The 25,156-nt window shown below is 72.8% G+C and carries 20 protein-coding genes and 2 tRNA genes; 11 read left to right on the top strand and 11 right to left on the bottom strand.

Annotated elements, in window-relative coordinates; all coding sequences use genetic code 11:
* Window positions 1-8 precede the first annotated feature (8 nt).
* Both I003_RS32495 and I003_RS32490 read right to left on the bottom strand, forming a co-directional pair.
* Window positions 9-833, bottom strand: a complete 825-nt coding sequence (locus I003_RS32495) for a class I SAM-dependent methyltransferase (protein ID WP_158688995.1) — start codon at window positions 831-833, stop codon at window positions 9-11.
* Entirely contained in the window at window positions 814-2,085 is a 1,272-nt protein-coding gene (locus I003_RS32490) for a cytochrome P450 (RefSeq protein ID WP_106966304.1), read from the bottom strand. The genes I003_RS32495 and I003_RS32490 overlap by 20 nt, the downstream gene beginning before the upstream one ends.
* A gap of 103 nt (window positions 2,086-2,188) precedes the next feature.
* On the opposite strand from I003_RS32490, the gene lxmK reads away from it, so the two are divergent.
* The 9 genes from lxmK (at window position 2,189) to I003_RS0116800 (ending at window position 9,805) form a co-directional block, all read left to right on the top strand.
* Window positions 2,189-3,256: a class V lanthionine synthetase subunit LxmK gene (lxmK, locus tag I003_RS32485; protein ID WP_051368294.1), complete on the top strand. Its 1,068-nt coding sequence runs from the start codon at window positions 2,189-2,191 to the stop codon at window positions 3,254-3,256.
* Entirely contained in the window at window positions 3,240-4,220 is a 981-nt protein-coding gene (locus I003_RS32480) for a T3SS effector HopA1 family protein (RefSeq protein WP_051368293.1), read from the top strand. Before lxmK ends, I003_RS32480 begins: the two co-directional genes overlap by 17 nt.
* A gap of 517 nt (window positions 4,221-4,737) precedes the next feature.
* On the top strand, window positions 4,738-5,436 hold the full coding sequence (locus I003_RS0116830) for an AAA family ATPase (RefSeq protein WP_486584253.1): 699 nt from the start codon (window positions 4,738-4,740) through the stop codon (window positions 5,434-5,436).
* Between the two features lie 75 nt (window positions 5,437-5,511).
* Window positions 5,512-6,090, top strand: coding sequence for a flavodoxin family protein (locus I003_RS0116825; RefSeq protein ID WP_027772580.1), 579 nt, complete (start codon window positions 5,512-5,514; stop codon window positions 6,088-6,090).
* 32 nt (window positions 6,091-6,122) lie between these two features.
* The gene (locus I003_RS0116820) at window positions 6,123-6,539 is read left to right on the top strand and encodes a nuclear transport factor 2 family protein (protein WP_027772579.1); all 417 of its coding nucleotides are present in this window, start codon (window positions 6,123-6,125) and stop codon (window positions 6,537-6,539) included.
* Between the two features lie 70 nt (window positions 6,540-6,609).
* Entirely contained in the window at window positions 6,610-7,620 is a 1,011-nt protein-coding gene (locus I003_RS0116815) for an AvrD family protein (protein ID WP_027772578.1), read from the top strand.
* Window positions 7,617-8,627 (top strand): beta-ketoacyl-ACP synthase III, encoded by a 1,011-nt coding sequence (locus I003_RS0116810; RefSeq protein WP_027772577.1) that lies wholly within the window; start codon window positions 7,617-7,619, stop codon window positions 8,625-8,627. The genes I003_RS0116815 and I003_RS0116810 overlap by 4 nt, the downstream gene beginning before the upstream one ends.
* 27 nt (window positions 8,628-8,654) lie before the next feature.
* A complete protein-coding gene (locus I003_RS0116805) occupies window positions 8,655-8,903 on the top strand; it encodes an acyl carrier protein (RefSeq protein ID WP_027772576.1) in 249 nt (82 codons plus the stop codon).
* 20 nt (window positions 8,904-8,923) lie between these two features.
* Window positions 8,924-9,805, top strand: coding sequence for an aromatic prenyltransferase (locus I003_RS0116800; RefSeq protein ID WP_027772575.1), 882 nt, complete (start codon window positions 8,924-8,926; stop codon window positions 9,803-9,805).
* 21 nt (window positions 9,806-9,826) lie between these two features.
* Here I003_RS0116800 and I003_RS0116795 read toward each other — a convergent pair whose 3' ends face one another.
* From I003_RS0116795 to I003_RS0116770, 5 genes are all read right to left on the bottom strand, one after another.
* Window positions 9,827-11,254: an MFS transporter gene (locus tag I003_RS0116795; protein WP_486584259.1), complete on the bottom strand. Its 1,428-nt coding sequence runs from the start codon at window positions 11,252-11,254 to the stop codon at window positions 9,827-9,829.
* A 136-nt stretch (window positions 11,255-11,390) separates the two neighbouring features.
* A complete protein-coding gene (locus I003_RS0116790; RefSeq protein ID WP_027772573.1) occupies window positions 11,391-12,200 on the bottom strand; it encodes a nuclear transport factor 2 family protein in 810 nt (269 codons plus the stop codon).
* Window positions 12,201-12,598: 398 nt separating this feature from the next.
* Window positions 12,599-13,054 (bottom strand): hypothetical protein, encoded by a 456-nt coding sequence (locus I003_RS0116785; RefSeq protein WP_027772572.1) that lies wholly within the window; start codon window positions 13,052-13,054, stop codon window positions 12,599-12,601.
* Between the two features lie 439 nt (window positions 13,055-13,493).
* Window positions 13,494-13,567 (bottom strand) — tRNA-Ile (locus I003_RS0116775).
* Window positions 13,568-13,791: 224 nt separating this feature from the next.
* A tRNA-Asn gene (locus tag I003_RS0116770) sits at window positions 13,792-13,864 on the bottom strand.
* A 182-nt stretch (window positions 13,865-14,046) separates the two neighbouring features.
* Here I003_RS0116770 and I003_RS0116765 point away from each other — a divergent pair.
* Together I003_RS0116765 and I003_RS0116760 are read left to right on the top strand one after the other, a co-directional pair.
* A complete protein-coding gene (locus I003_RS0116765; RefSeq protein WP_027772571.1) occupies window positions 14,047-14,370 on the top strand; it encodes a hypothetical protein in 324 nt (107 codons plus the stop codon).
* Between the two features lie 137 nt (window positions 14,371-14,507).
* Window positions 14,508-16,085: an FGGY family carbohydrate kinase gene (locus tag I003_RS0116760; protein WP_027772570.1), complete on the top strand. Its 1,578-nt coding sequence runs from the start codon at window positions 14,508-14,510 to the stop codon at window positions 16,083-16,085.
* A gap of 323 nt (window positions 16,086-16,408) precedes the next feature.
* Here I003_RS0116760 and I003_RS0116755 read toward each other — a convergent pair whose 3' ends face one another.
* The 4 genes from I003_RS0116755 to I003_RS0116740 form a co-directional block, all read right to left on the bottom strand.
* Window positions 16,409-18,448, bottom strand: a complete 2,040-nt coding sequence (locus I003_RS0116755; protein ID WP_027772569.1) for a metallophosphoesterase family protein — start codon at window positions 18,446-18,448, stop codon at window positions 16,409-16,411.
* Window positions 18,445-22,620 (bottom strand): FtsK/SpoIIIE domain-containing protein, encoded by a 4,176-nt coding sequence (locus tag I003_RS0116750; protein ID WP_027772568.1) that lies wholly within the window; start codon window positions 22,618-22,620, stop codon window positions 18,445-18,447. The genes I003_RS0116755 and I003_RS0116750 overlap by 4 nt, the downstream gene beginning before the upstream one ends.
* A 22-nt stretch (window positions 22,621-22,642) precedes the next feature.
* On the bottom strand, window positions 22,643-23,293 hold the full coding sequence (locus I003_RS0116745) for an SLATT domain-containing protein (protein WP_027772567.1): 651 nt from the start codon (window positions 23,291-23,293) through the stop codon (window positions 22,643-22,645).
* A 131-nt stretch (window positions 23,294-23,424) separates the two neighbouring features.
* Entirely contained in the window at window positions 23,425-25,110 is a 1,686-nt protein-coding gene (locus tag I003_RS0116740) for a glycoside hydrolase family 13 protein (protein ID WP_027772566.1), read from the bottom strand.
* Window positions 25,111-25,156 lie beyond the last annotated feature (46 nt).

Genomic DNA, 25,156 nt, shown 5'->3' with positions numbered 1-25,156 from the left:
CGGTGCCGTCACGGCACCGCCGGGCCCGCGGCGGTACCGTCCGGTGCGCTCTTACGCAGGACGGCCGTGTAGGAGAGCGGGGCCTGCCGTGGGGAGTCGTGCGGGTAGCGGAAGGAGGTGAACTCCGCCGTCGTCCAGTCGGCGGCCGAGGCGATCGCGGCGAGTTCCGAGGGAGTGCAGAACAGGTACGGGAACCAGTCCGTGGCCGTGGTCCGGTAGCGGATACGCATCCGCAGTTCGCCGGGGAGTCTGCCGAGCATCCGGTTGCGTTGCACGTACGCGGAGTTCTCGGCACCGCCGTCGACGGGGCACCTGCCTTCGGCGAGGATGACCGCGTCGTCGGACGTGATCGCGTGCACCTGGCGCAGAATCCCGGCCCCCATCGCCTCGGAGCCCAGCAGCCCCACGTTGTTGCCGAGCAGGAGTACGGTCTCGAACGGCGGCGCCCCGTGGAAGAGGGCGGCGACGGAGGCGAGCTCGCCGAGCACGGTACGGGCGACGCCTCGCCGCTCGCACAGTTCGAGCGCCAGAGCCGAGTTGTCGAGCGCTGTGACGTCGTGGTTCCTTCGGGCCAGATGCACGGCGTGCCTGCCCGCGCCCGCGCCCGCGTCGAGCACGCGGCCGCGGGCGCGGCCCAGCAACGCGCGGACCTCCGGCGGCCAGTCGCCCTCCCCGTCCAGCCACTGCGCCGCCCCGGACGGGATGATCAGACCGTCGGAACGCTCCACGAACGCCGTCTCCGGCCGCTCATGGCGCACCGCATCGGCCAGTTGCATGCCAAAGGCGTCCCCGCGGACGGGCCCGTACGCGGTCTCACCGGTCGGCACAGGCATGAGGGCCCTTTCCGTCGCGCTGCCGCGCGGGAGCGAGGGAGTACCGGATCGGGAGGTACTTGAGCCCGCCGGAGAAGGTGGTCCTGATCAGCTCCGGCTTCCCCGCGAGTTCCACGGACAGGAGCCTGGGCACGAGTTCGGCGAAGAACGCGCGTATCTCCATGCGTGCCAGCGCGGCGCCCAGGCAGTGGTGGACGCCGTACCCGAAGGACAGGTGCTTGTTGGGCCGCCGCCGGACGTCGAACTCGTCCGGACGCTCGAAGACCTCGGCGTCGCGGTTGGCCGAGGGGTACGACAGCAGCAGCGATTCACCCCTTCGTATGCGCACGCCCCGCAGTGCGTCGTCTGCCACCGCCGTCCGCATGAACGCCTTGACGGGAGTGACCCAGCGGATGATCTCCTCGACCGCCGTGTCCAGCAATCCCGGATCGTCGCGGAGCAGGCGGAGCTGGCCGGGGTGCCCGATGAGTGCGTGCAGGCCGCCCGCGAGGGTGGCGCTGGTGGTGTCGTGGCCGGCCGCGATGATGATGACGTACTGGGCGAGGGTCTGGCGCGGGGTGAGCCGCCGGCCGGCGATGTCGGCGTTGGCGATGACCGAGGCCAGGTCGTCCGCGGCATGGCCACGGCGACGTGCCGCCAGCTCCGAGAAGTAGGCGTGGAAGTCGTCCATCGCCGCCTGCCTGTCCCGGCGGGACAGCGAGCGGCGGGCGGCAGGGGTGAAACGGAAGAGCGTCTCGTGTTCGCTCTCGGGAATCCCGAGAAGGGACAGCAGGACCTGGAGGGCGTAGACGTCCGCGACCTGGCCGACGAAGTCGCAGGAATTCCCGATCCGCGCCATGCGGTCGACGGCACGACGCGCGAGGGTGCGCACGGTGCGGTCGAGGCGCCTGAGCCTCGGCGGCCGGAACCAGTCGGCGGTGACCGAGCGCATCGTGCTGTGCTCGGCGCCGTCGAGGTGCACGAGCGGGCGCAGCAGTGCATCGGCGCGTTCCCGCCGGCGGTTGATCTCGTCCATCGCGCTGCTGACGAGCATCGGCCGGGGTCCGTTGCGGAAGACGGCGCTGCGGCGCTCGACGTCCTGGATGTCGGCGTGCCGCGTCACTCCCCAGAACGGGTTGTATCCGGGCGCGTCGACCCAGTGCACCGGAGATTCCCGGCGCAGCAGCGAAAGCGCCGAATACAGCCTGACTTCCTCGGCATAGGCGTGGGGGTCGGCAAGAGTACGTCCCGCCTCGGTGATATCGGTCGGCACGCTCAACACCTTAGGGCAGACTGCCGCCGACTTTGCCGCGGTTCTCCGCGGAACGTAGCGGGCGCGTATATCGCGTGTATGTCACGGCAGCAGAATGCACTGCATGATCCGGCCGTGGAATGCGCCCGTACTCGATCTCGGCATCGTCGACGCCTGTCTGGCGAAACTCGGCCTGGGCGCGCTCGTGCCGGAATCGGTGGCGGCACATCCGGGCCGTCACGACAAGTGCTCCGGCATGACGTCCGAGGGCCGCGGCGTCTTCGTCAAGCGCGAGACCGTCCCGGGCCTGGCGCGGGTACGCGCTGTGGAGAACCTGCACCTTCCGGGTGTGCACCGGCCGGCGCTCCTGGGTGTCGACGAAGAGGAGCGCCTGGTGGTCCACGAACTGCTGGCGCCCGCGGTCACCGCGGACGAGCTGGTGCGGAAGAGCCGCTTCGGGCCCGGTGCCGCCCGGGACGTGGGCGAGGCCGTCGGTTCGCTCCACCGGGCCCCGCCACCCGGGCCGCAGGAGGACGCGTCGCTCGACCCCGGGACCTTGGTGCTCCCGCCGGCGGAGCAGTTGGAGGCCATCCCGCTGTCCTGGTACACGGGTGCGAGCGGGGCCGAGATCCAGTTGTGGCGGCTGCTGCAGCGGGATGCCGGGCTCTGTGACGCCGTGCGGGCGTTGCGCCGCCGGGAACGCGAGGTCCGCTGCGTCCCGGCGCACTGCGATGTCCGGTTGGATCAGGTGTTGTTCCTCGACGGCACGGCCTATCTCGTGGACTGGGAGGAGTTCCGCGTCGCCGACGCCGCACGCGACATCGGCGCGGTGCTGGGCGAGTGGCTGTTCGAGGCCATGGCGGCCGCGTACCGGCCGGCCCGCGCCGGGGAGCGCCCCGCCGGCGGCCCGGCGCAGGTGGCCGCCGAACTGGCAGGCGTGCAGCCGCTGATGACGGCGTTCTGGCGCGGCTACTGCGCGGTCCGGGCACCGGACGACCCCGGTCTGCCGCAGCGGGCCGCGTCGTTCGCGGGATGGCACCTTCTCGACCGGCTGCTCACCCACGGCGCCGGCATGGTGCGGCTCGGGGCGTTCCACCACGCCGTGTTCGGGATGGCCCGGACCGCTCTCCTGGCCCCCGGGGACCTCGCCAGGCTCACAGGGACGGAGGGGTTCGATGACCCACGCGGATGATCCGCTGCCCGGCGCCGTCAGGGACGCGCTGTCCCGGGTGTCCGTCCGCCGCGGCGGACGCTCGGCCCTGGCCTGGGGGGAGGAACTGGTCGCCGAGGGACCGCAACACCTCCGGATGCGGCTGCAACTCGCCGTCTACGAGCGGCTGCACGCGGGGCTCGCGCTCGGGCCCGAGACCTGGATGTCCGGTGCCCGGCGGGACCCGGCCGTCGAATCCCGGCTCCTGGCCGCCATGCCGCACCGGGACACGGTCGTACGTGCGCGGCCGGCGGAATGGCGGGCGGGGGAACTGCTCGCCGACATCGGGGGCGTGCGTGTCCGGGTGCCGGCCGAACGCGTGCGGGGAGAGGCGGACGAGGGCCGGGTGAGCGTCGCGCTGCCCGCCGCCAGGCCCGCCCTGTCACCGGGCTACTTCCTGGCCGACGGCAGCCGGGGCGGTCCTGGCGGGGCACCCCTGCTGCGGGTGTACGTGCACCTCGACACCGCCGAAGCCGTGCCCGCCGTGTGGTCGGCGGTGCTCCGCCGCCTGGAGGACCGGGGGGTCCCGTACCGGGCCAAGGTCAGCTCGTCGTCGGCGTTCCTCCCTCGCCGCGACGGCCTGGTGGTCTATCTGGGCTCCGGCGACTGGAGCGCGGCGGTGGACGTGGCCTCGTCGTGCTCGGGCCTGCAGGGCCGGGGCGCGGGTGTGTCCGCCTTCGCCGCAAGGCTCGCGCCCGGCACCGCCGTCGCCTGGGAACCGCCCGCGGCGGAAGGGGCGGGCCGGCGACTGAGCTTCGGGGAGCACCGTGCCATGGCCGTCGCCACCGGACTGGTGGACCACGCCCTCGGCGGAGGCGACGGGCCGAAGGCCGACGCGGTCGCGGCGGCCCTGCGCCACGCGGGCGTCGACCCGCGTGCGCCGTACCGGAACCTCGACTCTCCACCGCTGGATTTCCTTCCGGTGGGCACCCCGCCCGTACGCTGACCGGCTGACGGCCCGCATACCGGGAGCAGCGCTCACCAGCGGCAGCGGCTGCAGCAGTCGGGCGAAACCCGCCGAGAGCCCTCGGCGTCACCTGAGCAACCGGACAGATCGACTACGGGCAAAACCTTTGCCCTCCGAGGGCCCGCAGAACCCCACGGTTGGCGTGATCTGCGTCACAGACGGGCGCGCTTGGCGTGCGCTGGGGAACGTGTCACTATTGCGGCGGATCTTCCCTGCCCGAAAGTTGGTCCACGTCGGGGAACTGAGCACCGAGCCCCCGGCCTGCACCGACAGGAGCGGATGCGCATCAGGCGTGAGGCGCTGCCCCACGCGCGGCAACGACCGAGTGCCGCCTGCATATACCTGATCCCCCAGGCCGTCCGACCGCGACGAAGGTCGCGCGACCGGCCGTGCGCGGACTCCTTTTCGCATGTCCTCAGTGACTGTCGCCCATGAGGCGGCGTCTTGCGGCCGGCAAGGTGCTGCCTCGGAGCTGGAGACCCCTATGAAGATTTCCGTGTCCGGGACGTATTCCTCGGGCAAGACCTCGACGGTAATGGCGTTGTCGCACTACACCGGCATGCCGCGCTCGCTGGCCCGCACGATTCGGGAGATCATGCCGCAGGCGCTGCCGGGGGTGAGGCTGGCGGACGTGACGCCGGCACAGTTCCTCCAGTTGACCATGCGCCGCCATACCGGGCGTGCCGTGCAAGAAGCCCTGCTCGGCAACGACTTCATCTCTGATGGATCCTCCCTGCAGGAGTGGCTGTACGGGGAGGGGAGGCTGCGGTACGGCATGAACCCCAACGCCACCGCCACGGGCGGGAACGGCCTCGCGGCCACGACCAAGGAGGAGATGGTCTTCTTCGGCAAGGTCGTCGAGCAGTACGGCCAGGTCTTCAAGCAGCACGTCAAGGCCACCTACGACGCGTATGTCCACCTGCGCCACGAGCTGCCGATCACGGCCGACGGGCACCGGCCGATGAACAACGAGTTCCGCACGACCATCGACAGGATGCTGCTCGCCACGCTGGAAGAGCTCCAGATCCCGTACCACGTGGTCAGCGGCTCCATGGCGGAGCGGCTGGAGACCATCGCCGGAATCTTCGGGTGGACGCCCGTGATGGGCACGGCCGAGGCCATCGAACTGGCCCGGCAGGAGTACGACCGTCAGGACTTCCGCATGGAGCACGAGCGCGCCGCGGCCCGCTCGTGAATCGCCCCCGCACCCGCACGTGAACGGATGCGGCGCATCCTGAGAGGAGAACAATCAATGGTAGAAACACCGAAAATGGCCATTGCCTACCACTCCGGCAACGGCCATACCGAGGTGCTCGCGCAGTCCGTCCAGGCCGGTGCCGAGAGTGCGGGCGCCCAGGTGTCCATGGTGACCGTCGAGGTCATGGACGATGCCAAGTGGGCGGCCCTGGACGAGGCCGACGCGATCGTCTTCGGGGCGCCCACCTACATGGGATCGGCGTCGGGGCAGTTCCACAGCTTCGCCCAGACGACCAACAAACGCTGGGGGCGGCAGGCGTGGAAGGACAAGCTGGGGTCGGGGTTCACGATCAGTGCCTGCAAGGCGGGCGACAAGGACACCACCCTGGGCTACTTCGCGACCCTGGGCGCCCAGCACGGGATGATCTGGGTCAGCCTGGGGCTGCTGCCCGGCTGGCACCTCAGCCATGAGAGCGAGGACGACCTGAACCGCCTGGGCTACTTCAACGGTGCCGCCGGCACCCTGCTGGGCGACCTGCCCGCGGAGGACGTGCACAAGGCGGATATCGCCACGGCCGAGTACCTGGGCGGGCGCGTCGCCCAGATGACGGCGATCCACCTGGCGGGGCGCGCCGCCCTTGCCGCCCGGTAAACCCCAGTCCTATCTCACGTAAGAGAGTTGACATGACGACAGTGCAGCAGCGGACGGCCACCGGGGCGATCGTGGACCTGTTCTTCGAGAGGTTCGCCTCGGGCGATCTGCCCGGTCTGCTCGAGTTGTTCGCCGACCGGGTGGACTTCCGGGTGGCGGGAAGCCCGGACGTGCCCTGGACGGGTACCCGCTCCACCAAAGAGGAGATCTCCGCGTTCTTCGGGATCTTTCCCGAGGTGCTCACCGAGCCGCAGAGCTTTGTTCTGCATGCCCGCCTCATCGACGGGCAGCACGCGGTGGTCCTGGCCGAGTCCGCCTTCGGCGTCCTGGCCACCAAGAAGACCTTCAGCCATGCCTATGCGCTGCACTTCACCGTCGTCGACGAAAAGATCACGCGCTACCACATGTACGAAGACAGCTACGCCATCGCCGAGGCCTTCACCGCCTGACGCGGTGAGCGCCGGCCACTCCCGCCGCCGAGCGCGCAGGAGTGGTTCTTCGACGGGAACAGGAGCCCTTGTGCCATCCCTCGAATTCGCGTCCATCGACGACTTCCTCGGCCCCCGCGACAGCCGATTCCTCGGCGAAGGATTCAAACGGGTCGAACACTCGCTGACCGATCTCACGATATCGCCGGGCGCCGCAGGCGCCGCGGGCATCGAGGCCATGGCCCATCTCGCCATGCCCGACGCCTGGTCCCGCAAAGGCGAACGCCAGCAGAAGCCCCATCTCAGCTCCATCGACGTCATGCTCTTCGCCGCCCAGCTCACCGGCCTGTACGCGGCTCACACGTACGCGCTCGGCCCCGGCGCCCGCTTCGAGGTGCGGTCCGTCGACATGAAGGCCGGTTCGAGCCCGGACGAGGAGGGCCTGGAGACATTCCCGGTGAGCGGCCGGCTCGTCACCGCCGAGACCGGCGGCGAGACGTGGTCGACCACCCTGGACTGCCGCGTCGGCTCGCTCTCGGCACGGGTGCACGCGGTGCACGGCGCGGGTCACCGCGCGAGCGGCACCCGCAGGACGTACCACCTTGCCCAGGAACTGCCCGGCCCTTGGAACGACCGGCCCTACGGCGTCCCGTGCGGTGCGCGGCAGCAGTTGCTCACCGGAGTGAACGTCACGGGCGACGGCGAGGAGAGCCTTCAGGCGTCCGCTCGGGTCGCGCTGATCCCGGACGGAACGGAGGCCGCCCGGGACGATGCGCGGGCCACCATGCTCGACGCCTTCCTCGTCGCCATGCAGCTCGGTCAGGTCCTGCTCTACACGCTGGACGGGCTCGACCGGGCCGACAGCAACAACCTCTGGATGCGGCGCGCCAGCATCACGGCCGGCACGAGCGCGCCGCCGGTCCGGGGCGACGACGCGGTGACGGCCCGGCTCAAGCAGCCCCGGATGCTGCCCTCTGCGTCCGGCACCTGGCGGTCCGCCGAGCTGAGCGGCGCCCTGCACGGCATACAGGCCCGGGCGTCCGTCGTGCATCTCCTCGGCTCCTCGCCGGAGCACGGCGTTCGGGGAGGTGAGGGGCGATGAGCAGGCCCGCCGCCGTCCTCACCGGGCTGGGCGCCTATGTGCCGCCCCGGACGGTGCCCAACGAAGAACTCTCCCGCCGGATGGACACCAGCGACGCATGGATCGTCCAGCGCACCGGCATCAGCCAGCGGCACTGGGCAGACCCCGGCGTCGCCACCAGCGACCTCGCCGTCGAGGCGGGTCACCGGGCACTGAAGTCGGCGGGTTCCGGCGGCTTCGGCGACATCGACATGGTGATCGTGGCCACCACGACCCCCGACCAGCAGTGCCCCGCCATCTCCCCGGACGTCGCCGCCAGGCTCGACCTCGGCACGGTCGCCGCCCTGGACGTGTCGGCCGGCTGCACGGGGTTCGTCTACGCGCTCGCCACCGCGTCCGCCGCCCTGGTGGCCGGGTACGCCGAGCGCGCCCTCGTCGTCGGTGCGGAGACCTTCCGCCCCTTCCTCAACCCCGCCGACCGCGGCACGGCGGTGATCTTCGGCGACGGCGCCGGTGCCGTGACGCTGCGCCGCGGCACCAGCGACGAGGCCGGCGCGGTACAGACGGTGGACCTGGGCTCGGACGGCACTCTCAAGGACCTGGTCGGCATCCCGGGCAACGGCTCCCGGCCCCGCTCCATCCGTCCGATAGAGCCGGACGACCAGTACCTCTACATGCACGGCAAGGAGATCTTCTCCCACGCGGTCAACCGGATGGCGCAGTCCTCGTCAGCCGTACTCGCCAAGGTGGGCTGGGGCGTTGACGAAGTCGACCATGTGGTGGGCCACCAGGCGAACCTGCGCATCCTGCATGCGCTGGCCCGAGAGCTGGGCGTGGACAGGGAACGCCTGGTCTGCCATATCGACCAGGTGGGCAACACCTCGGCCGCCTCCATTCCGCTGGCGCTGGCGGATGCCGCGGCGAAGGGCCGGTTCCAGCTCCACGACCGGCTGCTCCTGACTGCCTTCGGGGCCGGCCTGGCATGGGGTTCTGTCGCGATCACCTGGCCGGAGATCGCCCTCGCCTGACCGCCGTTCCTCCGGAGAGGAAGCGCCATGACGAGCCACACGTCCGTTCAGCCCGAAGCCGTCCTCGACGTTCTCACGACCCACTTCGACGTTCCCGCCGGCACGGCAGCCAACACCGACTTCCAGAGCCTCGACCTGGATTCCCTGGTCCTGATCGAGCTGGCTGTGATCCTGACGAAACAGTACGGCGTCGAGGTGGACGGCAAAGAACTGGCCACCGCCGGGACCGCCGCCAAGGCCGCCGCACTGGTGTCCGAGAAGACCGCGCACAGTTAAGCCGCAAAAGGAGAACGCACATGTCCGCACAAGCCGACATCGAAACGGTCCACTCGGCCATCGAGGAGGCCGCCGGCCTGCTGAACCTGACCTGCTCACCCGGCACGGTCCGGCCGATTCTGGAAGCGTTCGGGCCCTTCGAGGGCGGGGTCATCTTCAGCGCGTCGGCCGGCGAGGGGCACGCGGGAGACCTCGACCTCACCATCCAGGTGCCCCGGGCGATAGACGATCCCTATACCCATGCGCTGACGCACGGATTCGTCCCGCAGACCGACCATCCCGTCAGTACCCTGCTCTCCGACCTCAAGGAGCGCGTCTCCGTCGACGAATGCCTCATCGACTTCGGGGTCATCGCCGGTTTCAACAAGATCTACGTGCACTTCCCCCGTGACCTGCAGACGGTGGCACAGCTCGCCGCCCTCCCCTCCATGCCGCGCGCGCTGGCCGACAACGCCGAACTCTTCGCCCGGCACGGCCTGGACAAAGTCGCGATGCTCTCGATCGACTACCACAAGCGGACCATCAACCCGTTCTTCACGTTCCCGAACGGCCTTGAGGCCAAGACCATTTCGTCGCTCCTGCACGAGTTCGGGGTGCTGGAGCCGGACGAAGAACTGGTGGAATCCTCCAGCAAGATCTTCAGGGCCTACCCCACCCTCGGCTGGGAATCCTCGAAGATCGACCGCATCAGCTTCGCCCGCAGCCTGGACCTGCCGACCATCCGGCCCCGGGTGGAGCCGGAGATCGTGCGGTTCGTGACGGGCACGCCGTACACCTACGACGGCGAGCGGTTCAGCATCTCGATCGTCAAATGGTCGCCCGACGACACGTGGTTCAACGTCGGTTCCTACTTCCAGTTCGGCCCGCTCCAGCGGGAAGTACTGGGCAAGGTCCTCAGATGAACCCCATGCCGTAGGCCGCGGTCACCGGCTGGGGGCGGGGTCGACAACCTCCTCGCCGGTGGCCGCCTCTGCTGCTTCGGCGAGCGGGTCGCGGGTTTCGGCGCTCACCTTTTCCAGCAGCGCCAGGATGGCCACCGCGGCGACGATGAGTACGGCGGCGCCGATGCGGAAGGCCAGTGCGTATCCGTCGGTCTGGGCCACTTCCGGGGACGTGCCGTCTTCGATGTGGTCGGTGACGTAGCGGAAGGCGATGGGGACCAGGGTGGCCAGGCCGAGGGCCGCGCCGGTCTGCTGCATGGCGGTCTGGACGCCGGAGGCCAGGCCGGAGTCCTGGCCGGTGACGCCGTGCAGTGCTCCGTTGATCAGGGCGGGGAAGGCCAGGCCGTTGAAGAAGCCGAACAGGATCAGGCCGGGCATGAAGCCGCTGGTGAAGGTGGCGTCGGCGGCGAAGCTGGCGGCGGCGAGAAGGAGGGCCGCGGCGCCGCCGAAGAAGGCGGTGGCCATCACCGCTTTCACGCCGATGCGGGGCATGAGCACGGTGGCGGTGCCCGCGCCGACGACCGCCATGATGGTCAGGGGGATGTAGGCGAGGCCCGTCTTCATCGGGGAATAGTCGTGGACCTGCTGGACGTACAGCGTGAACAGGAACATGTAGGTGAAGAACGCCGCGAAGATGGCGACGCTGACCACGTTGGTGGTCACGCGGGTGCGGTTGGCGAAGAACCGCAGGGGGATCATCGGGTCCGCGGTGCGGGCCTCCCAGACGACCATGAAAACCAGCAGGGCCAGGCCGCCGAGCAGCGGCAGGAGTACCTCGCCCGAGCCCCAGGAGTGTTCGGCGGCCTGGAGCAGGCCGTAGACCACCGCGACCAGGCCGCCGGTCGCGGAGAGCGCCCCGACCGTGTCCAGGCGGCGGCTCCTGCCGGTCATGCGGCTCTCGGCCATCACGCGCGGCACCAGGATCAACGCGATGACCGCGATGGGGATGTTCACGAAGAAGATCCAGCGCCAGTTGATCAGGTCGGTGACCGTGCCGCCGACGACCGAGCCGACCGCCCCGGCCACCGCCGACAGGCCGCCCCAGATGCCCAGGGCCTTCATCCGTTCGCTGCGGTCGGGGAAGAGCACGGGGATCAGGCCGAGTGCCGCGGGCCCGGCCAGGGCCTCGCCCAGGCCCTGGACGAAGCGGCTGGCGACGAGCATCCCGGAGTTGGCCGCAGCACCGCAGGCGGCCGAGGCCACGCCGAAGACCAGCACGCCGGCCATGAACATGCGCCGGCGGCCGAACAGGTCGGCCAGGCGCCCGCCCAGCAGCAGGAACCCGCCGGCCACCAGGACATAGGCGTTGACCACCCAGGCCAGATTCTCGGGGGAGAAGTCCAGGCTGGACTGGATATCGGGGAGGGCGACATTCACAATCGTGATATCCATGACAAGCATGAACTGCATGGCCGCCACCACGGCCAGCGCCAGCCACCGCCGCGGGTCCCCGCCGGCCGGCCCGGCCGCCCCGCTTGACCCGCCTCGTAAGTCTTTGTCCACGGAACTCATTGCCCTGCTTCTCCTCTGAGTGATCTGTTGCCGCTCACCGCGGATGCGGGCCGGGCAGCGCGTCGACGACGTCCTGGAAGCGACGTGGGTCGAAGTAGTCGTGGCACGCGCTTATCAGCCCGTCCCGGAAGCGGAAGAGGGCGATGTTCTCGCCGGCGTATGCCGAACCGCCGCGGAGCGTTGCGCGGACCTTGTACTGCACGCAGACCGTATCGGAGCCCACCGCCGGGTGCACACCCGTCAGCTCCGTCTCGGCCTTCTCGTACACCGCGAACAGCCGCCGGTAGACCGCGGCGATCTCGCTCCTGCCCTCGATCAGGGACGCAAGCCCCTGCGGCGCGTACGGCATGGTGAGCGTCCCGTGCTCGTGCCACAGCTCGGACCACGCCTGGAAGTCCCTCTCCTGCAACAGCTCGAAGAAGCGGCGCACCGCCCCCGCCCGGGCGGAGAAGACCGACAGGAACGCGGCGGTGTCCACGTGCTCCGAGAACTCCGCGATCCGGCCCTCCTCAAGGCGGAAGAGCGAGGCCCCCCGGTTGCGGTAGGTGCCACCGGCGAGCAGATCGACCTCCATCGTCCAGGTGGCCAGCACCTTCTGCGGGTCCGCCATCGGCTCGGCGTCCCACGTCAGCCGCACCTCGCCGAACAACGTGAAGAACCCGCCCAGCCCGGCCACGATGACATCGCGCCCGGCGAACTCACCAGGCACACCGTCCGGGGTGGCCGGCACCCGGTACACCGCATCCGCCGTCCAGAGTTCCGCGAACGCGTCGATGTCCTTGGCCCGCAGGGCACGGTAGAAGTCATCCACGACACGAAGGCCGTGGCGGTGCTGCTCGGTCATGAGGCGATGTGCTCCTTACCGGTGGAAATTGGCGGGGATTTCCCGCGGTGCATCCCTGGTCCGCTGGCCCATGGCCAGGTAGAGCGGGTCCGGAGAGCCGTGAGGGTACGGCCGAGGACTTCGGGCGACTGCGGGCGCCTTGATCCGTGCGCGGCATCAAGATACCTTCCGGCCCCTTGATGTGACAGACGCGGTCGGCGGGTGAGGCGCGCGCGGGGACAAGGCCCAACTCGTGCGTGACCACTGTGCACCCGGCTACTCGCGTTCCGCTCAAGTGCCGCGTGGGCACCGGGTCGGGAGAGCCGAGCCGCAGCGCATCCGCCGCACCATCGGCGAGGTCGTGCCCGACTCACGGGCGAGCGCGGGTGAAGGCACCGGCGTCCGAGCCCGCGTAGGCGCTATGCGGCAATCGTCACGGTCGCCTTGGCGAGGGCCGGGGTGCGCGTGCGGCGGGCGTCGGCGAAGACCACCGCGCGGAGTATCGCGAAGCGGCCCATGCCCGCGAGGGCCGACGCGGAGAGGTAGACGGCCTGCTCGGCGGCGACCGAGGGGTTCGGCTGGGCCGCGTGGAGAGCCAGGAGGGCGACGGTGGTGAAGGCGTAGCACACGGCGACCGTCAGCGCCGACTGCAGGTGTACGCGCCAGCCGCGGCGCCCGCTGCGGAACGACACCCGGCCGTGCAGCTCGGTGGCCAGCACCGTCGAGACCACGGTGATCAGCGCGTTGGCGACCATCATCGGCAGGGCCCCGTCGAGCAGCACGAGCGCAGTGCTGGAGGCCAGCCCGACACCGCCACCGCAGGCCACGAACCGGGCGAACGCCGCGACGGCCGGGGGGCTGGGGAGCTGCATCACGGGGTCCTCCGAGGTCGGTGTGCACCGCTGGCGGTAACACCCACGAAGGTACGAATCTTCCGGCCCCGGCACGATCGGGGTTCCCCCCGTCCTTGGTAGGGGTTACCCCCCCTTCCCCCCGAGGGCTGGTGCCACCCCGCGGCCTTCAGCCGGCGCGGGACGCTGCCCGGGATGAACCCGTCCGCGCCGTCCCCGGCCCCCGGCATGGCCGACCGGGGTGGCATCTTCCTGCCCGAGTTCGTGCCCGAGGTGTCCAGGGCCTCCGGCGCCTTCCGCCGGCGCGAGCCGTCCCCGCGCGGGGCGAACGCCGTGTGGCGGACTTCGGGGCCGGGCCGGCAGCGGGCCGGCTCACGGCCTCCGCGACTCTCCACGGAGCGGACGCTGATGAGAACTCAGCGGGAACCGCGGGTCGAAACGATCCCTCTGAGGGGTCTCCAGGTGGGGCGGGTGGGACTCGAACCCACGGCCGACGGATTATGAGTCCGTTGCTCTAACCGGCTGAGCTACCGCCCCGTACGGCGCGTCACGTACAGATGTGCGCGCCGTCTGCCGCAGCATAGCCGCTCATACGATCTGTCGCCCGGAGACCCCGTTGTCGGGAGGGGGCCGGGCCGCTGCGCATGCCCGGAAGGACGCGGGCAGGGCGCTTCCGGTTCCGGGGGGCGGCGGTGGGGCCATGGGGGGCGTACGGGCAGAAAAAAGGGGCGAAGGCCCCGGTCGGGGCCTTCGCGTACCTGCTCCCCCGACTGGACTCGAACCAGTAACCTGCCGGTTAACAGCCGGCTGCTCTGCCGATTGAGCTACGGAGGACTGCTCCGCACGGAGGCCCTTCCGATCTCCCGGGGGGCGCTCCTGTGCTGCTCGCCATACATTAGCGCATGGCTGGGTCCGCTCCGAAATCGGTATTCACCCCTCCGCTCCTCCGGGTACCCGTATCGGTGACGGCAGGGCGGAACAGCCCGGTCGAGGCAGTACGAGGGAAGGTGGAGACCATGCGGTACCGGGTGAGCTTCGTTGCGGGGATCGCGGTCGGGTATGTCCTGGGCAGCCGGGCGGGACGCGAGCGCTACGAGCAGTTGCGGAAGGCGGCGCAGCAGTTCAGCGAGTCGCCCGCGGTGCGTAACGCCGCCGAGGCCGCCGCGCTGACCAGCCGGGACGCCGTGACCAAGGCGGCGAGTTCGCTCTCCACGAAGTTCGCGGACGTCGTCCCGGAGAACGTCGCCTCGCGCGTCCACTTCCTCCACGGCAACGGACACGCGAACGGCAGCCGCGGCCGGCGCGAGGAGCCCGACGACTGGGGTACGACCAACACCTGACCCCGGGGCCGCCCGCCGTGCACGCGGCGGTTCGCGCCGCGTGCCCGGCGGGCCGGTTCCGGCCGGTTCCGGCCGGTCCCGCGGCCGAAACCGCGCCGGTGCCCGGGACGCCCCGCCGATAGGGCATCATCTGCGGCATGGGGATAGTCGCCGGTCTGGACAGCTCGCCTGAAGGCACCAACATCGTCGTCTGCGACGCCGACACCGGCGCGGTACTCAAGCAGGGTTACGCCCCGCACCCGGTATCCGGGTCCGCCGACGAGACGGCGGCGGCCTACGAAGCCGATCCGCAGACGTGGCTCCTGTCGCTCGGCGAGGCCGCGGACGGCGGGGTGCTGGAGGGCGTGCAGGCCATCGGGGTCGCCGCCCAGCAGCACGCCGTCATCCCGCTCGACGCCACGGGCGCGCCGGTACGCCACGCGCTCACCGGCAACGACAAGCGGGCCCAGGGCGCCGCCGCCGACCTCGTCGGCGAGTTCGGCGGCCGGGCGGCGTGGGCCGAAGCCGTAGGTGCCGTGCCGGACGCCAAGCTGCCCGTCACCAAGCTCCGCAGGCTCGCCGCCACCGAGCCGGACCACGCCAAGCGCACCGCGCAGCTCATGACGCCGCACGACTGGCTGGTCTGGCAGTTGCTCGGCAAGCCGCCCCGCCGCACCACCGACCGCGGCTCCGCCTCCACCACCGGCTACTGGTCCGCGCACGCGGGTGAGTGGCGCCGCGACCTCGTCGAGCTGGCCCTCGGTCACGAGGCGGGCCTGCCGGAGGTGCTCGGACCCGCCGAGGCGGCCGGCCGCACCCCCGAGGGACTGCTGATCTCCGCCGGCACCGGCGAGACCATGGCCGCCGTCTTCGGCCTCGGCCTCGGCGCCGGCGACGCGGTCGTCACCCTCGGCGCGTCCGGCGCGGTCTACGCCGTCCACGACGCGGCGCTGCCCGACGCGGGCGGCACCGTCACCGCGCTCGCCGACGCCACCGGCAGGCACCTGCCGGTCGTCCACACCCTCAACGCCGTCCGCGCCCTGCGCGGCGCCGCCGAGCTGCTGGGCCTGGCGCCGACCGACCTGGAGCGGCTCTCCGAGCTGGCGCTGACCTCCACCCCCGGCGCCCACGGGCTCGTCCTGCTGCCGTACCTCGACGGCGAGCGCACCCCGAGCCTCCCGCAGACCGCCGGCTCCCTGCACGGCCTGCGCCGCGAGAGCATGCGCCCCGAGCACCTGGCGCGCGCGGCGTTCGAGGGCATGCTGTGCGGCCTCGCGGACGCCCTTGAGGTGCTGCGCGCCCGGGGCGTGACCGTACGCCGTGTCTTCCTCCTCGGCGCCGCGGCGGGCCTCCCGGCCGTGCAGGCGCTGGCGCCGGCCGTCTTCCAGGCCCAGGTCGTGGTCCCGGCGTCCGCCGACTACGCGGCCCTCGGCGCCGCCCGCCAGGCGGCGTGGGCCCTGGGCGTCGCGGAGGGCCGGCTCGGCGCGGAGACGCCGCCGGTGTGGGAGACGGGACCGCACGAGACGTTCGACGCGGACGAGGACCTGGCGCTGGGCCAGGCGGTACGGCAGCAGTACGCGGCGGTGCGGGAGTCCGTGCACCCGGGTGCGCTGGGCCTTGTCGCCGGCGAAGGGGACGGTGCGGCGGCGGCCGGCGGTGCGGGTGGCGCGGAGCCGGGCCCCGGCCCGGAGGAGCAGCAGGGGCTGCGGGCCGGGCAGGAAGCGGCGCACGGCTGAGCCGGGTCCGGCGCGGGACACGGGCCTCGCGGGGACCCGGTCCGGGGGTCCGTGCCGCGGGCGGCTGAGCCGGGTCCGCTGCGGGACCTGGGCGTCGTAGGGGCACGGTCCGGGGAACGCTTGCCGCGCGGGCCGATCGGGCTCGTGCGCCACGGGGTGCCCTCACGGCAGGTCACGCGGCGATGGACCCCGCACGGCGGGCGATCAGCCCCGCACGGCACGGTCGCAGGACGCGGAAACCGGCCGAGGACCTCCCCAGGCCCCGCGGTGCCGTCGAGCGCACCGCGCGCCGGCCGTCCGGCTGTTCGGCCGCATGCCCGGGGTCAGGCGGGGTCTCCGCAGAGGACCGTCAGCGGGGTTTCGTCCGGGGCGCCCGGCGTGAAGCCGGCGGCGGGGCCCGGGGTCCAGGTGCCGGCCTCGTAGCGGACCGTGCGGAGTGCCACCACGTGGTCGCCGCCCTCGCGGGCGACGAAGACCTCGTTGTACCCGTTGCGCTCGTCCGACTCGCGGCTGCCCAGCGCCGGGGCGCCCGCGATGCGGGTGGTCCAGGGGCGGGCGGTGCCCAGCAGGCGTTCGGCCGCGGTGAAGCCCAGGTGCGTGTGGCCGTGCAGGACCAGGGCGGTGCCGGCCTCCGCCAGCGTCCACTTCGCCTGGCCCGCGTTGACCACTCCCGCGTACGGGGCGATCTCCACCGCCGGCACCGGCGACAGCGGGTGGTGCAGGGCCGCCAGGGTGACGTAGCCCGGTTCGCGGGTGAGCCGGTCGAGTACGCCGCGGGCGATGACGCCGGGGTCGTGGCGCTCGAACTCCAGCACGATGCGGCGTACGGCGTCCGCGTCCGCCGCGTCCGCCGCCGCCACGTACGTCGCGCGGAACCGCTCCAGCCGCTCGCGGTCCCGGTCGTGTGCCGGTTCGCCGCCGGACTCGGCGGTGCCGAGGAGCGCGACCCGCAGCCCGGCGTCCGGATAGGTGACGTAGACCCGGCGGGCCGCGGGGTCGGGTTCGTGCAGGTCGGGGTGGGGGTAGTCGGCGAAGACGCGGGCGAACCAGCGGTGCCGTGCCTGCGGGTCCTCCTCCAGGCACCGCTCCCACGACACGTCGTGGTTGCCGCCGGTGAGGAGCACCCGCGGGTCGTCGGGGCGCAGGTCGGCGTGGCCGGCGAGCTGGTCCTGCAGCGCGCGCAGCCAGGCGAGCGCCGTCTCGCCGTCGGCGTCGACGGGCCGGTTGACGAGGTCGCCGGTGGCGATGACGAGGTGCGGCGCCCGGCCCTGGCCGGCGAGCTGGCGTACGTGGTCCAGGTACGCGTCCAGCGGTGAGCCGGCGCCGGCCAGTTCCGCGAGCCGCTGCCCGGCCTGCGAGGTGTCCTTGGCGTCGACGTTGGCGCGCAGCCCGCCGCCGTGGTGGAGGTCGGTGACGTGGTGGATGCGCAGCACGCCGGGCAGGTGGCGGACGAGCACGGGGTCGTCCGCCGGCGGGATGTGCGCGGCCCGTACGGCCACTTCCACCCCCGCGTCGTGCCACCGCCGGGCGCGCAGCGCGGCGCGGTGCTCGGCGGCGAGGCCGTCGTGGAACCACTGCGGCACATACTGGTGCCGCCCGCACGCCTCGTCGTACGCGGCCGTCGCCAGCCGCGCGGCGTCGGCCCGGAGCGCGGGGTGCTCCTCGGCGGTCTGCAGCGCGAGTTCGAGGAGGAACGGGGTCTGCAGCCACCCCGGTTCGGCCGCCCGCAGCAACGCCACGACCCCGGGCGCCCACTGCGGGTCGCGGGCGGCCATGCGCGCGCATTCGTCGTCGGCGAGCCGCGGCGGGCGCAGCACGTCCTTGGGCGCGTCGGCGCCGAGGTGCGGGGCGAGCAGCAACTGCTCGGCGGGGGTGGCGAAGACGACGGGCACGGCGCCGGCGTCCCGTACCTGCTCCAGCCCGGCGGCGAGCGCCGCGGGATCGACTCCGCCGAGGGCGGGGGGTGCGGGCACGCCCTGCGCGTCGGGGGCGGTGTGCGGCGCACGGGCCCGGCCGCCGCCGTCCGCGCCGCGGGCCAGCGCCGGTTCGTCGACCAGCACCACGCACCCCGGCTCCACCCGGGGCGGCTGCTTGCCGCCCGTCAGACACCCGAGCCCCCGGCGCCGTACCGCCCCGGCGGCCGAGCGCAGGTCCACCCGGAGCGACGGCCGGCCGGCGCGGGCCCGTTCGACGGCGTGCGCCAGCCACGTCTTGCCCGCCCGGCGGGGCAGCTCCACCAGCCACGCGGCGGAGTTGGGCAGTTGGCCCTCGACCAGGGGCCGCGCCCAGCCGGGCACGTGGTCGCCGGGGAACCGGACGTCCAGCTCGGGCTGGTAGGCCCGGCTCGGCCGGAAGCGGCTCATGTGGCTGACTCCTCATCGGTGGCGGGACCCTCGGCCCCGGGGGTGTTCCGCGGCGGATCGGCGGCGTCGGCGGGCCGGGCGTCGCCGCGGACCCCGCCCCGTAACCGCTCGTCCCGCAGCGACACCTGGCTCAGCGCGATCCAGTCGAAGAACGGCCGGTCCGCCAGCCACACGTCCCCCGGCCGCAGCAGCCCCACGTCCCGCAGCTCCATCCGCTGCGCCGGCGCCGGCCGCGGCGGAGGTGCGCCGGGGGTGTGCAGCAGCGCGGCACGGCCCGCGGGGCCGATCTCCGCCCAGCGCGACTGGAACTGCTCGCTGCGCCCGATCAGCAGCTCCTGCCTGCACAGCTCTTCGAGTGCGGGACCGCTCGTCAGCGGGCGGCGGTCGTCCGCCTGGACCGCGCGTACGACCGCGTCGCCCATCACCTGGAGGTAGAACGGCCAGGTGCCGACCAGCGCGAGGATTCGCGCGCCCGCGCGGTCGGGTGCGATGTCGACGCCGAGGTTCGCGGCCGTGCCCGTGAGGAACGCCAGCGCGTGCGGCTCGCCGAGGGGGCCGAGGATGCGCTTGTCGACGTCGTTGCCGAAGCTGGAGCCGGGGGCGGTGAGAGCAGACCGTACGACGGTCTGCCAGTCCTTCTCGGTGCCGGTGTAGACGAGCCACGCGCCCGCCTGGCCGAGGTCGCGCAGCCAGGAGACGGCCGCGGGGTGGTACTCGGCGAGCCGGCCGACCTCGTCGAGCAGGAACGCCTCCCGGTCGGCGCGCGCCGCGCGCTGGCCGGCCCGGGTGAGCAGGGCCTCGGCGGGGCTCGTCGCGCCGCGCACGGCGGGGTCGAGGAGGGCGGCGAGCTCGTCGGGGTTGTCGACGTGGCTGGCCCGGTGCGGGACGGTGAGCTTGCGCACCCGGCGTGCGCCGTCCGCGACGAGGCGGCGCTCCAGTTCGCCGAGGACCCACGTCTTGCCCGCCCGGCGGGGGCCGAGGAGCGCGACCGAGGTGCCGGTGGCGTACCTGTCGCGCAGCCACGCCAGCTCCGCGTCGCGGCCCACCGGCCGGCCCGTGCCGCCGCCGACATGAAAGCGGTCGGCGGCGAAGTCCAGCGGGTCCACCCGGAACGGACGCCGCGTCAGCGCCACCCCGGCGTCCCGGTCCCGGGCCGCCGCGCCGATCCGGGCCAGCGCCTCGGCCTGGCCGCGGGCCGTGGGATCGCCGGGCAGGAGCGCGACCTGCATGACGGTACGGCCCCTGCCCTGGGCGGAAAGGGCACGGCCGGGGGGCAGGTACTCCGGTACCCGGCGGGGGTTGATGCCCGCCTCCTCGTAGTTGCGGCGGTCACTGAACGGCAGCACCAGCGTGTTCGCGGCCGTCCTCCTGATCCAGGCGGGCAGCACCGCCCGGCCGCCGGCGACGACCGGGTAGACGCCGACCCTCGGCCCCTCCCGGAAGAGCCAGCGGCAGTCGTCGACGTACTTGCCGTGCTCCGCGTCCTCCAGCGCTTCCTGGAAGCCTTCCCAGCCGTCCAGGAGCACCAGCAGATACGGCATCCGCCGGTGCGTCGCCACCGCCTGCCGCTGTGCGGCGACGTCGGGGAACGCCTCGGCGGCGAGCTGCGACTGCCGGACCCGTACGGTGGTGGTGAGCCTGTCCAGCAGCCTGGTGAGCCGGTCGCGTTCGTTGCGGGAGACGACTGCGCCGCAGTGCGGCAGTTCGCCGAGCACCTGCAGCGCGCCGCTGCCGCAGTCGATGCCGTAGAGGTGCACGTCGACCAGGCTGTGCCGGCGCGCGACGGCGCCGGCCACGGTCCGCAGGAGCTGCGAGCGACCGCTGCGCGGGCCGCCGGCGATGAACAGCGGCGCCTTGTCGGACAGGTCCAGCATCGCGAAATCCTGGCGCTGGGCGTCGGGGGCGTCCGCCAGGCCGATCGGCACGGGTACCAGGTCGGGCCAGCGCCCGGGGTCCGCGTCCGGCGCGGGCCGGCCGTCGGACAGCGCGTCCAGGTCGATCTCCTCGCGGAGCGGGGGCGGCAGCAGCGCCGTGGGCCGGGGGATGCCGGCGGCCTCGACGGAATCGCGGATGACGTCGACGAGGATGGCGAGATCCGTTCGCCCGGTCGGTTCCGGCTCGACGCGGAGGGATCTGCCGCCGTCCTCGTCGCCCGCCCACGAGGCCCTGCGCACCCGCACCAGCGACTCGTCGCCGGGGCCGACCACCGACAGCACGCCGACCCGCGCGGTACGCAGCCGCACGAGCGCCTCGGCGCCGGTACGTACATACGCGGCCCCGGGCTCGGACGTGTCGAGCCAGGCCGCGTTCGGCGCGTCGATCACGTCGGTGCTCTCGCCCTCGCCCGCGAGGCGCAGGGCGACGCGCAGGTTCGTGTTGGCGCGGATCTCGGTGGTCGCCACGGCGCGGGGCCGCTGGGTGGCGAGCACCAGGTGGACACCGAGGGAGCGACCGCGGCGCGCGACGTCCACCAGGCCGCGGATGAAGTCGGGCAACTCGCTGATGAGCGCCGCGGCCTCGTCCACGACGAGCACCAGCCGCGGTAGCGGGTCACGGGCGCGTTCGTCCCCGGCCGCGTAGAGGTCGGCGTAGCCGGTGATGTCGCGGGCTCCGGCCCGCACCAGCAGCCCCTCGCGCCTGCGGAGTTCGGCGGCAAGGCCGGTGAGGGTGCGTTCGACGAGATAGCCGTCGATGTCGGAGAGCATCTCGACGGTGTGCGGCAGCCGGACACAGTCGGAGAACGCACTGCCGCCCTTGTAGTCCACCAGCACGAAGGACACGGCGTCGGGCGGGTGGGCGGCGGCCATGGAGGCGATCCAGGTCCGCAGGAACTCCGTCTTGCCGGAGCCGGTCGTGCCGGCGACGAGGGCGTGGGGACCGTCGCGTACGAGATCGATGGCGAGAGGGACGCCCTGGGACTCGCCGACGGGGGCGGAGAGCCCGGGGGAAGGCCCCGCCCAGCGCAGGCGTTGCTCGTCGACGTCGTTCGTTGGCAGGTCGAGCAGTTCGAGCAGGCGAGGGCTGGCCGGCTCCGTGAACACGGCGGGGTCGCGGAGGGGCGCCAGGATGCGGCCGATGCGATCGGTCTGTGCGCGGCCGGCCCGGTGTGCGTTCCACCCCTCCCGCACCGGCCTTCCCTCCCGCAGCAGCCGGGGGTTCGCGCCGATCTCGGCTGTCGCGCGGCACTCGGCGGGCAGCATCGGCGCGTACTCCTCCAGGCAGATCGAGAACACCGCGTACTCGGGTCCGTGCTGGAGCAGTTCCGCGACTGCCGGGAGCGCACGCAGCTTGCGGGCCCCGTCGAGGACGAGCACGGCCGCGGCCGGCTGAGGGCTTCCGGGCGGGGTGGAGCCGCGGCTCAGGAGGTCGTTGATGTGCCGGGCCGACGTCTCGGCGCCGTAGGCGATCCGCGGGCCGGACGAGGGGGCGTGCGGGATCAGGCGGAGGAAGTCCCACACGCGGCGGTCCCGGCCGGTGGTCAGGACGCGCACGTCGACGTCCGCGGGACTGTGCGTGGCCAGGATGGAGGCGACGAGCCAGGCGCCGGCCTCGCCGGCCTGACCACCGGCGAGACCGAGGACCCCGATGTGGGGCAGGTCCACCATGACCGGCACCGGCCGCCTCAGATCGGGGAGGTCGAAGTCATAGCCCAGGACGAGTTGGAGGAACGGCGCGCTGCCCGGGTCCCGGTGCCATAACTGTGCCTCACCGAAGAGCAGGCTGCGGGGGTCCTGGAACCACGGCTGGTCGCCGAGTTCCCTGTCCGGATCCTGTCGCCTGACCGGCAGCAGCCGCCGCCAGCCACTGCGCTCGGGCCTGATGGCGTCCGCGTCACCTCGCCTGCGGGGGACCAGGAGCGTGCCGCCGTCGCGCGCTTCCGCGAGGCCCTTCTTGAGGAGCTGGCGGTGGATGAACTCGGGCGTGACGTGGTTCCACATCGGTTCGGCGGGCGGTTCGCCGAGCCAGAGCCGGGTGCCGGGGCGTACGGGCACGTCCGCGAGCGTGGCGTCGGGGGGCACCTGGCTGGCGTCGGCGAGGAACAGCGGCTGCGGTCCCGGTGGGCGGCGGCACCAGTGCCCGAGCCGTTGCGCCATCATCGACACCGGCGTGTTGTCGGGCGCCTCCAGGACGACGTCCTGCTCCGCGCCGCCCGGCAGGACGACGCTCAGCATCCGCTCCGTCGCCACCCCCGCCTCACGCTCCCGCGCCCGGTGGCGGCCCGGCGTTGTCCTGGAGCTGCTGCGCCGCCGCGCGGAAGTCGCTCAGCCACTCCGCGGTCTCCGACTCCACCTGCCGTTGGACGGCCTCGACCAGCGACATCAGCAGCGCGAGCCGGCGCTCCAGCGCCGCGGGGTCGAGGGTGCCGTCCGCGGCGGCGTCGTCGGCGGCGCGGAGATGCTCCGCCGCCCAGGCCATCCGGAACTCGTTCAGCCCTCCGCGCAGCTTGTGTGCGGCGGTGATGTCACGCATCCAGCCCGAGGACATCCCGAAGAAGTGGTCGAACCCCTTGCAGCCCGCGGCCAGAGCAAGCAGCACGTATCCCCACCCCTGAGCCGGGCCACCGGACAGGACGCTGGCCAGCGGGATCAGGGTGCCGCCGACGGCGAGCAGGATGGTCAGCACGCTGACGATGCGGGAGCCCAGACGCTTACGCCGTTTGTCGGCCAGATACCACTCGACGGCGTCCTCGGCCTCGCGCTCGGCCCACGCCCGCAGTTCCTGAAGGGTCTCCTGCGGTCCTCCCGTCGCCTCCAGCGCGATGGCGGGAAAGGGGCGGCCGCCCAGGTCGCGACGTCTCCCCCGCCTGCTCCGGACCTCCGGTGTCCCCGTCTCCCGACCCGGCATCAACTGCCTCCGTACTCGCCCCAGTCCAGCCTGTCGAGGCTATCGGCAACCGGCGGCCGGGGGCACGGCGATCCTTGGCCTACCTGGCGGGACGTGTGCCCGTGACGTACGGGCCCTTCCCGGCGTACCGCTCAGGCGTCCTGTGCCGACCACCACACCGTGGCGTCCGCCGGCACCTCCACCGCGCCGCCGGACTCCCCGCCCGCCACTTCGGCACTCGCCAGCAGCAGCCGCCCCGCCGGGACGGTGATCCGCACCGCCGCGCCCGTGGTGTTCGCCGCGCAGACGAACACCGCGCCGCCGTCCGCCGGTGCGCGCCGGAACAGCAGCACCCCCTCCGGCGCCGGCAGCCACTCCACCCCGTCCCCCGCGCCCAGGGCGGCGTGCTCGCGCCGCACCGCCAGCGCCGCGCGGTACAGCTCCAGCGTGGAGCCCGGGTCGCCGGTCTGCGCCTCGACGCTCAGCTCCCCCCACCCCGCGGGCTGCGGCAGCCAACTGCCGCCGTCCCCGAAGCCGTACGAACTGCCCGTCACCGTCCACGGGATCGGCACCCGGCACCCGTCGCGGAATCCGTCCTGCCCCGCCCCGCGCGCGAACGCCGGGTCCTGCCGCACCTCGTCGGGCAGGTCGGTGACGTCCGGCAGGCCCAGCTCCTCACCCTGGTAGAGGTACGCGGAGCCGGGCAGCGCCAGCATCAGCAGCGTCGCCGCGCGGGCCCGGCGCAGGCCGAGGGCCGGGTCACCGGCCGAGCGCAACTGGGTGCCCAGGCCCGGCGGGTTGGCGAAGCGCGTGGTGTGCCGGGTGACGTCGTGGTTGGAGAGCACCCACGTCGCGGGCGCGCCGACGGGGCGCATGGCGGCCAGCGAGGCGTCGATGACGCCGCGCAGCTCGGCGGCGTCCCAGTAGGTGCCGAGGTACTGGAAGTTGAACGCCTGGTGCAGCTCGTCGGGGCGGACGTAGTTGGCCGTGCGCTCCACGGTCGGCGTCCACGCCTCGGCCACCGCGATACGCCGGCCCGGGTACTCCTCCAGCACGCGCCGCCAGCTCCGGTAGATCTCGTGCACGCCGTCCTGGTCGAAGAACGGCACGGCGGCGTTGCCGAGCAGCCCGAGCTGCCCGGGGCCGCCGATGTCGGGCAGCCCGGCGGCCTTGACCAGGCCGTGGGCGACGTCGACGCGGAAGCCGTCCACGCCCATGTCGAGCCAGAAGCGCAGGATGGAGCGGAACTCGTCGGCGACCGCCGGGTGCTCCCAGTTGAAGTCGGGCTGCTCGGGGGCGAAGAGGTGCAGGTACCACTCGCCGTCCGGACAGCGGGTCCAGGCGGGGCCGCCGAAGATGGACTCCCAGTCGTTGGGCGGCAGTTCGCCGTGCGCGCCCTTGCCCCTGCGGAAGTGGTAGCGGGCCCGCGGCGGGGAGCCGGGGCCCTCGGCGAGGGCGCGGCGGAACCACTCGTGCCGGTCGGAGGAGTGGTTGGGTACGACGTCCACGATGATCCGCAGGCCGAGTTCGTGGGCGTCGCGGATGAGGGCGTCGGCGTCGTGGAGGGTGCCGTAGACGGGGTCGATGGCGCGGTAGTCGGCGACGTCGTAGCCGCCGTCGGCCTGCGGGGAGGCGTAGAACGGGCTGAGCCACACCGCGTCGACGCCGAGCCCCGCGAGGTACGGCAGCCGGGCGCGGATGCCGGCCAGGTCGCCGGTGCCGTCGCCGTCGGCGTCGGCGAAGCTGCGCGGATAGACCTGGTAGATCACCGCGTCGCGCCACCAGTCGAGGGCGTCGGCGGAGTCGGCGGCCGTGCGGGCGGCAAGGTGCTGGGTCATGTCTTCCCCGGGTCGTCGGTGGGCGGGCGGCCGGGTGGGGGCCGCG

The sequence above is a fragment of the Streptomyces sp. CNQ329 genome (assembly GCF_000482585.1).
This window is presented reverse-complemented; position numbering and strand designations above follow the sequence as displayed.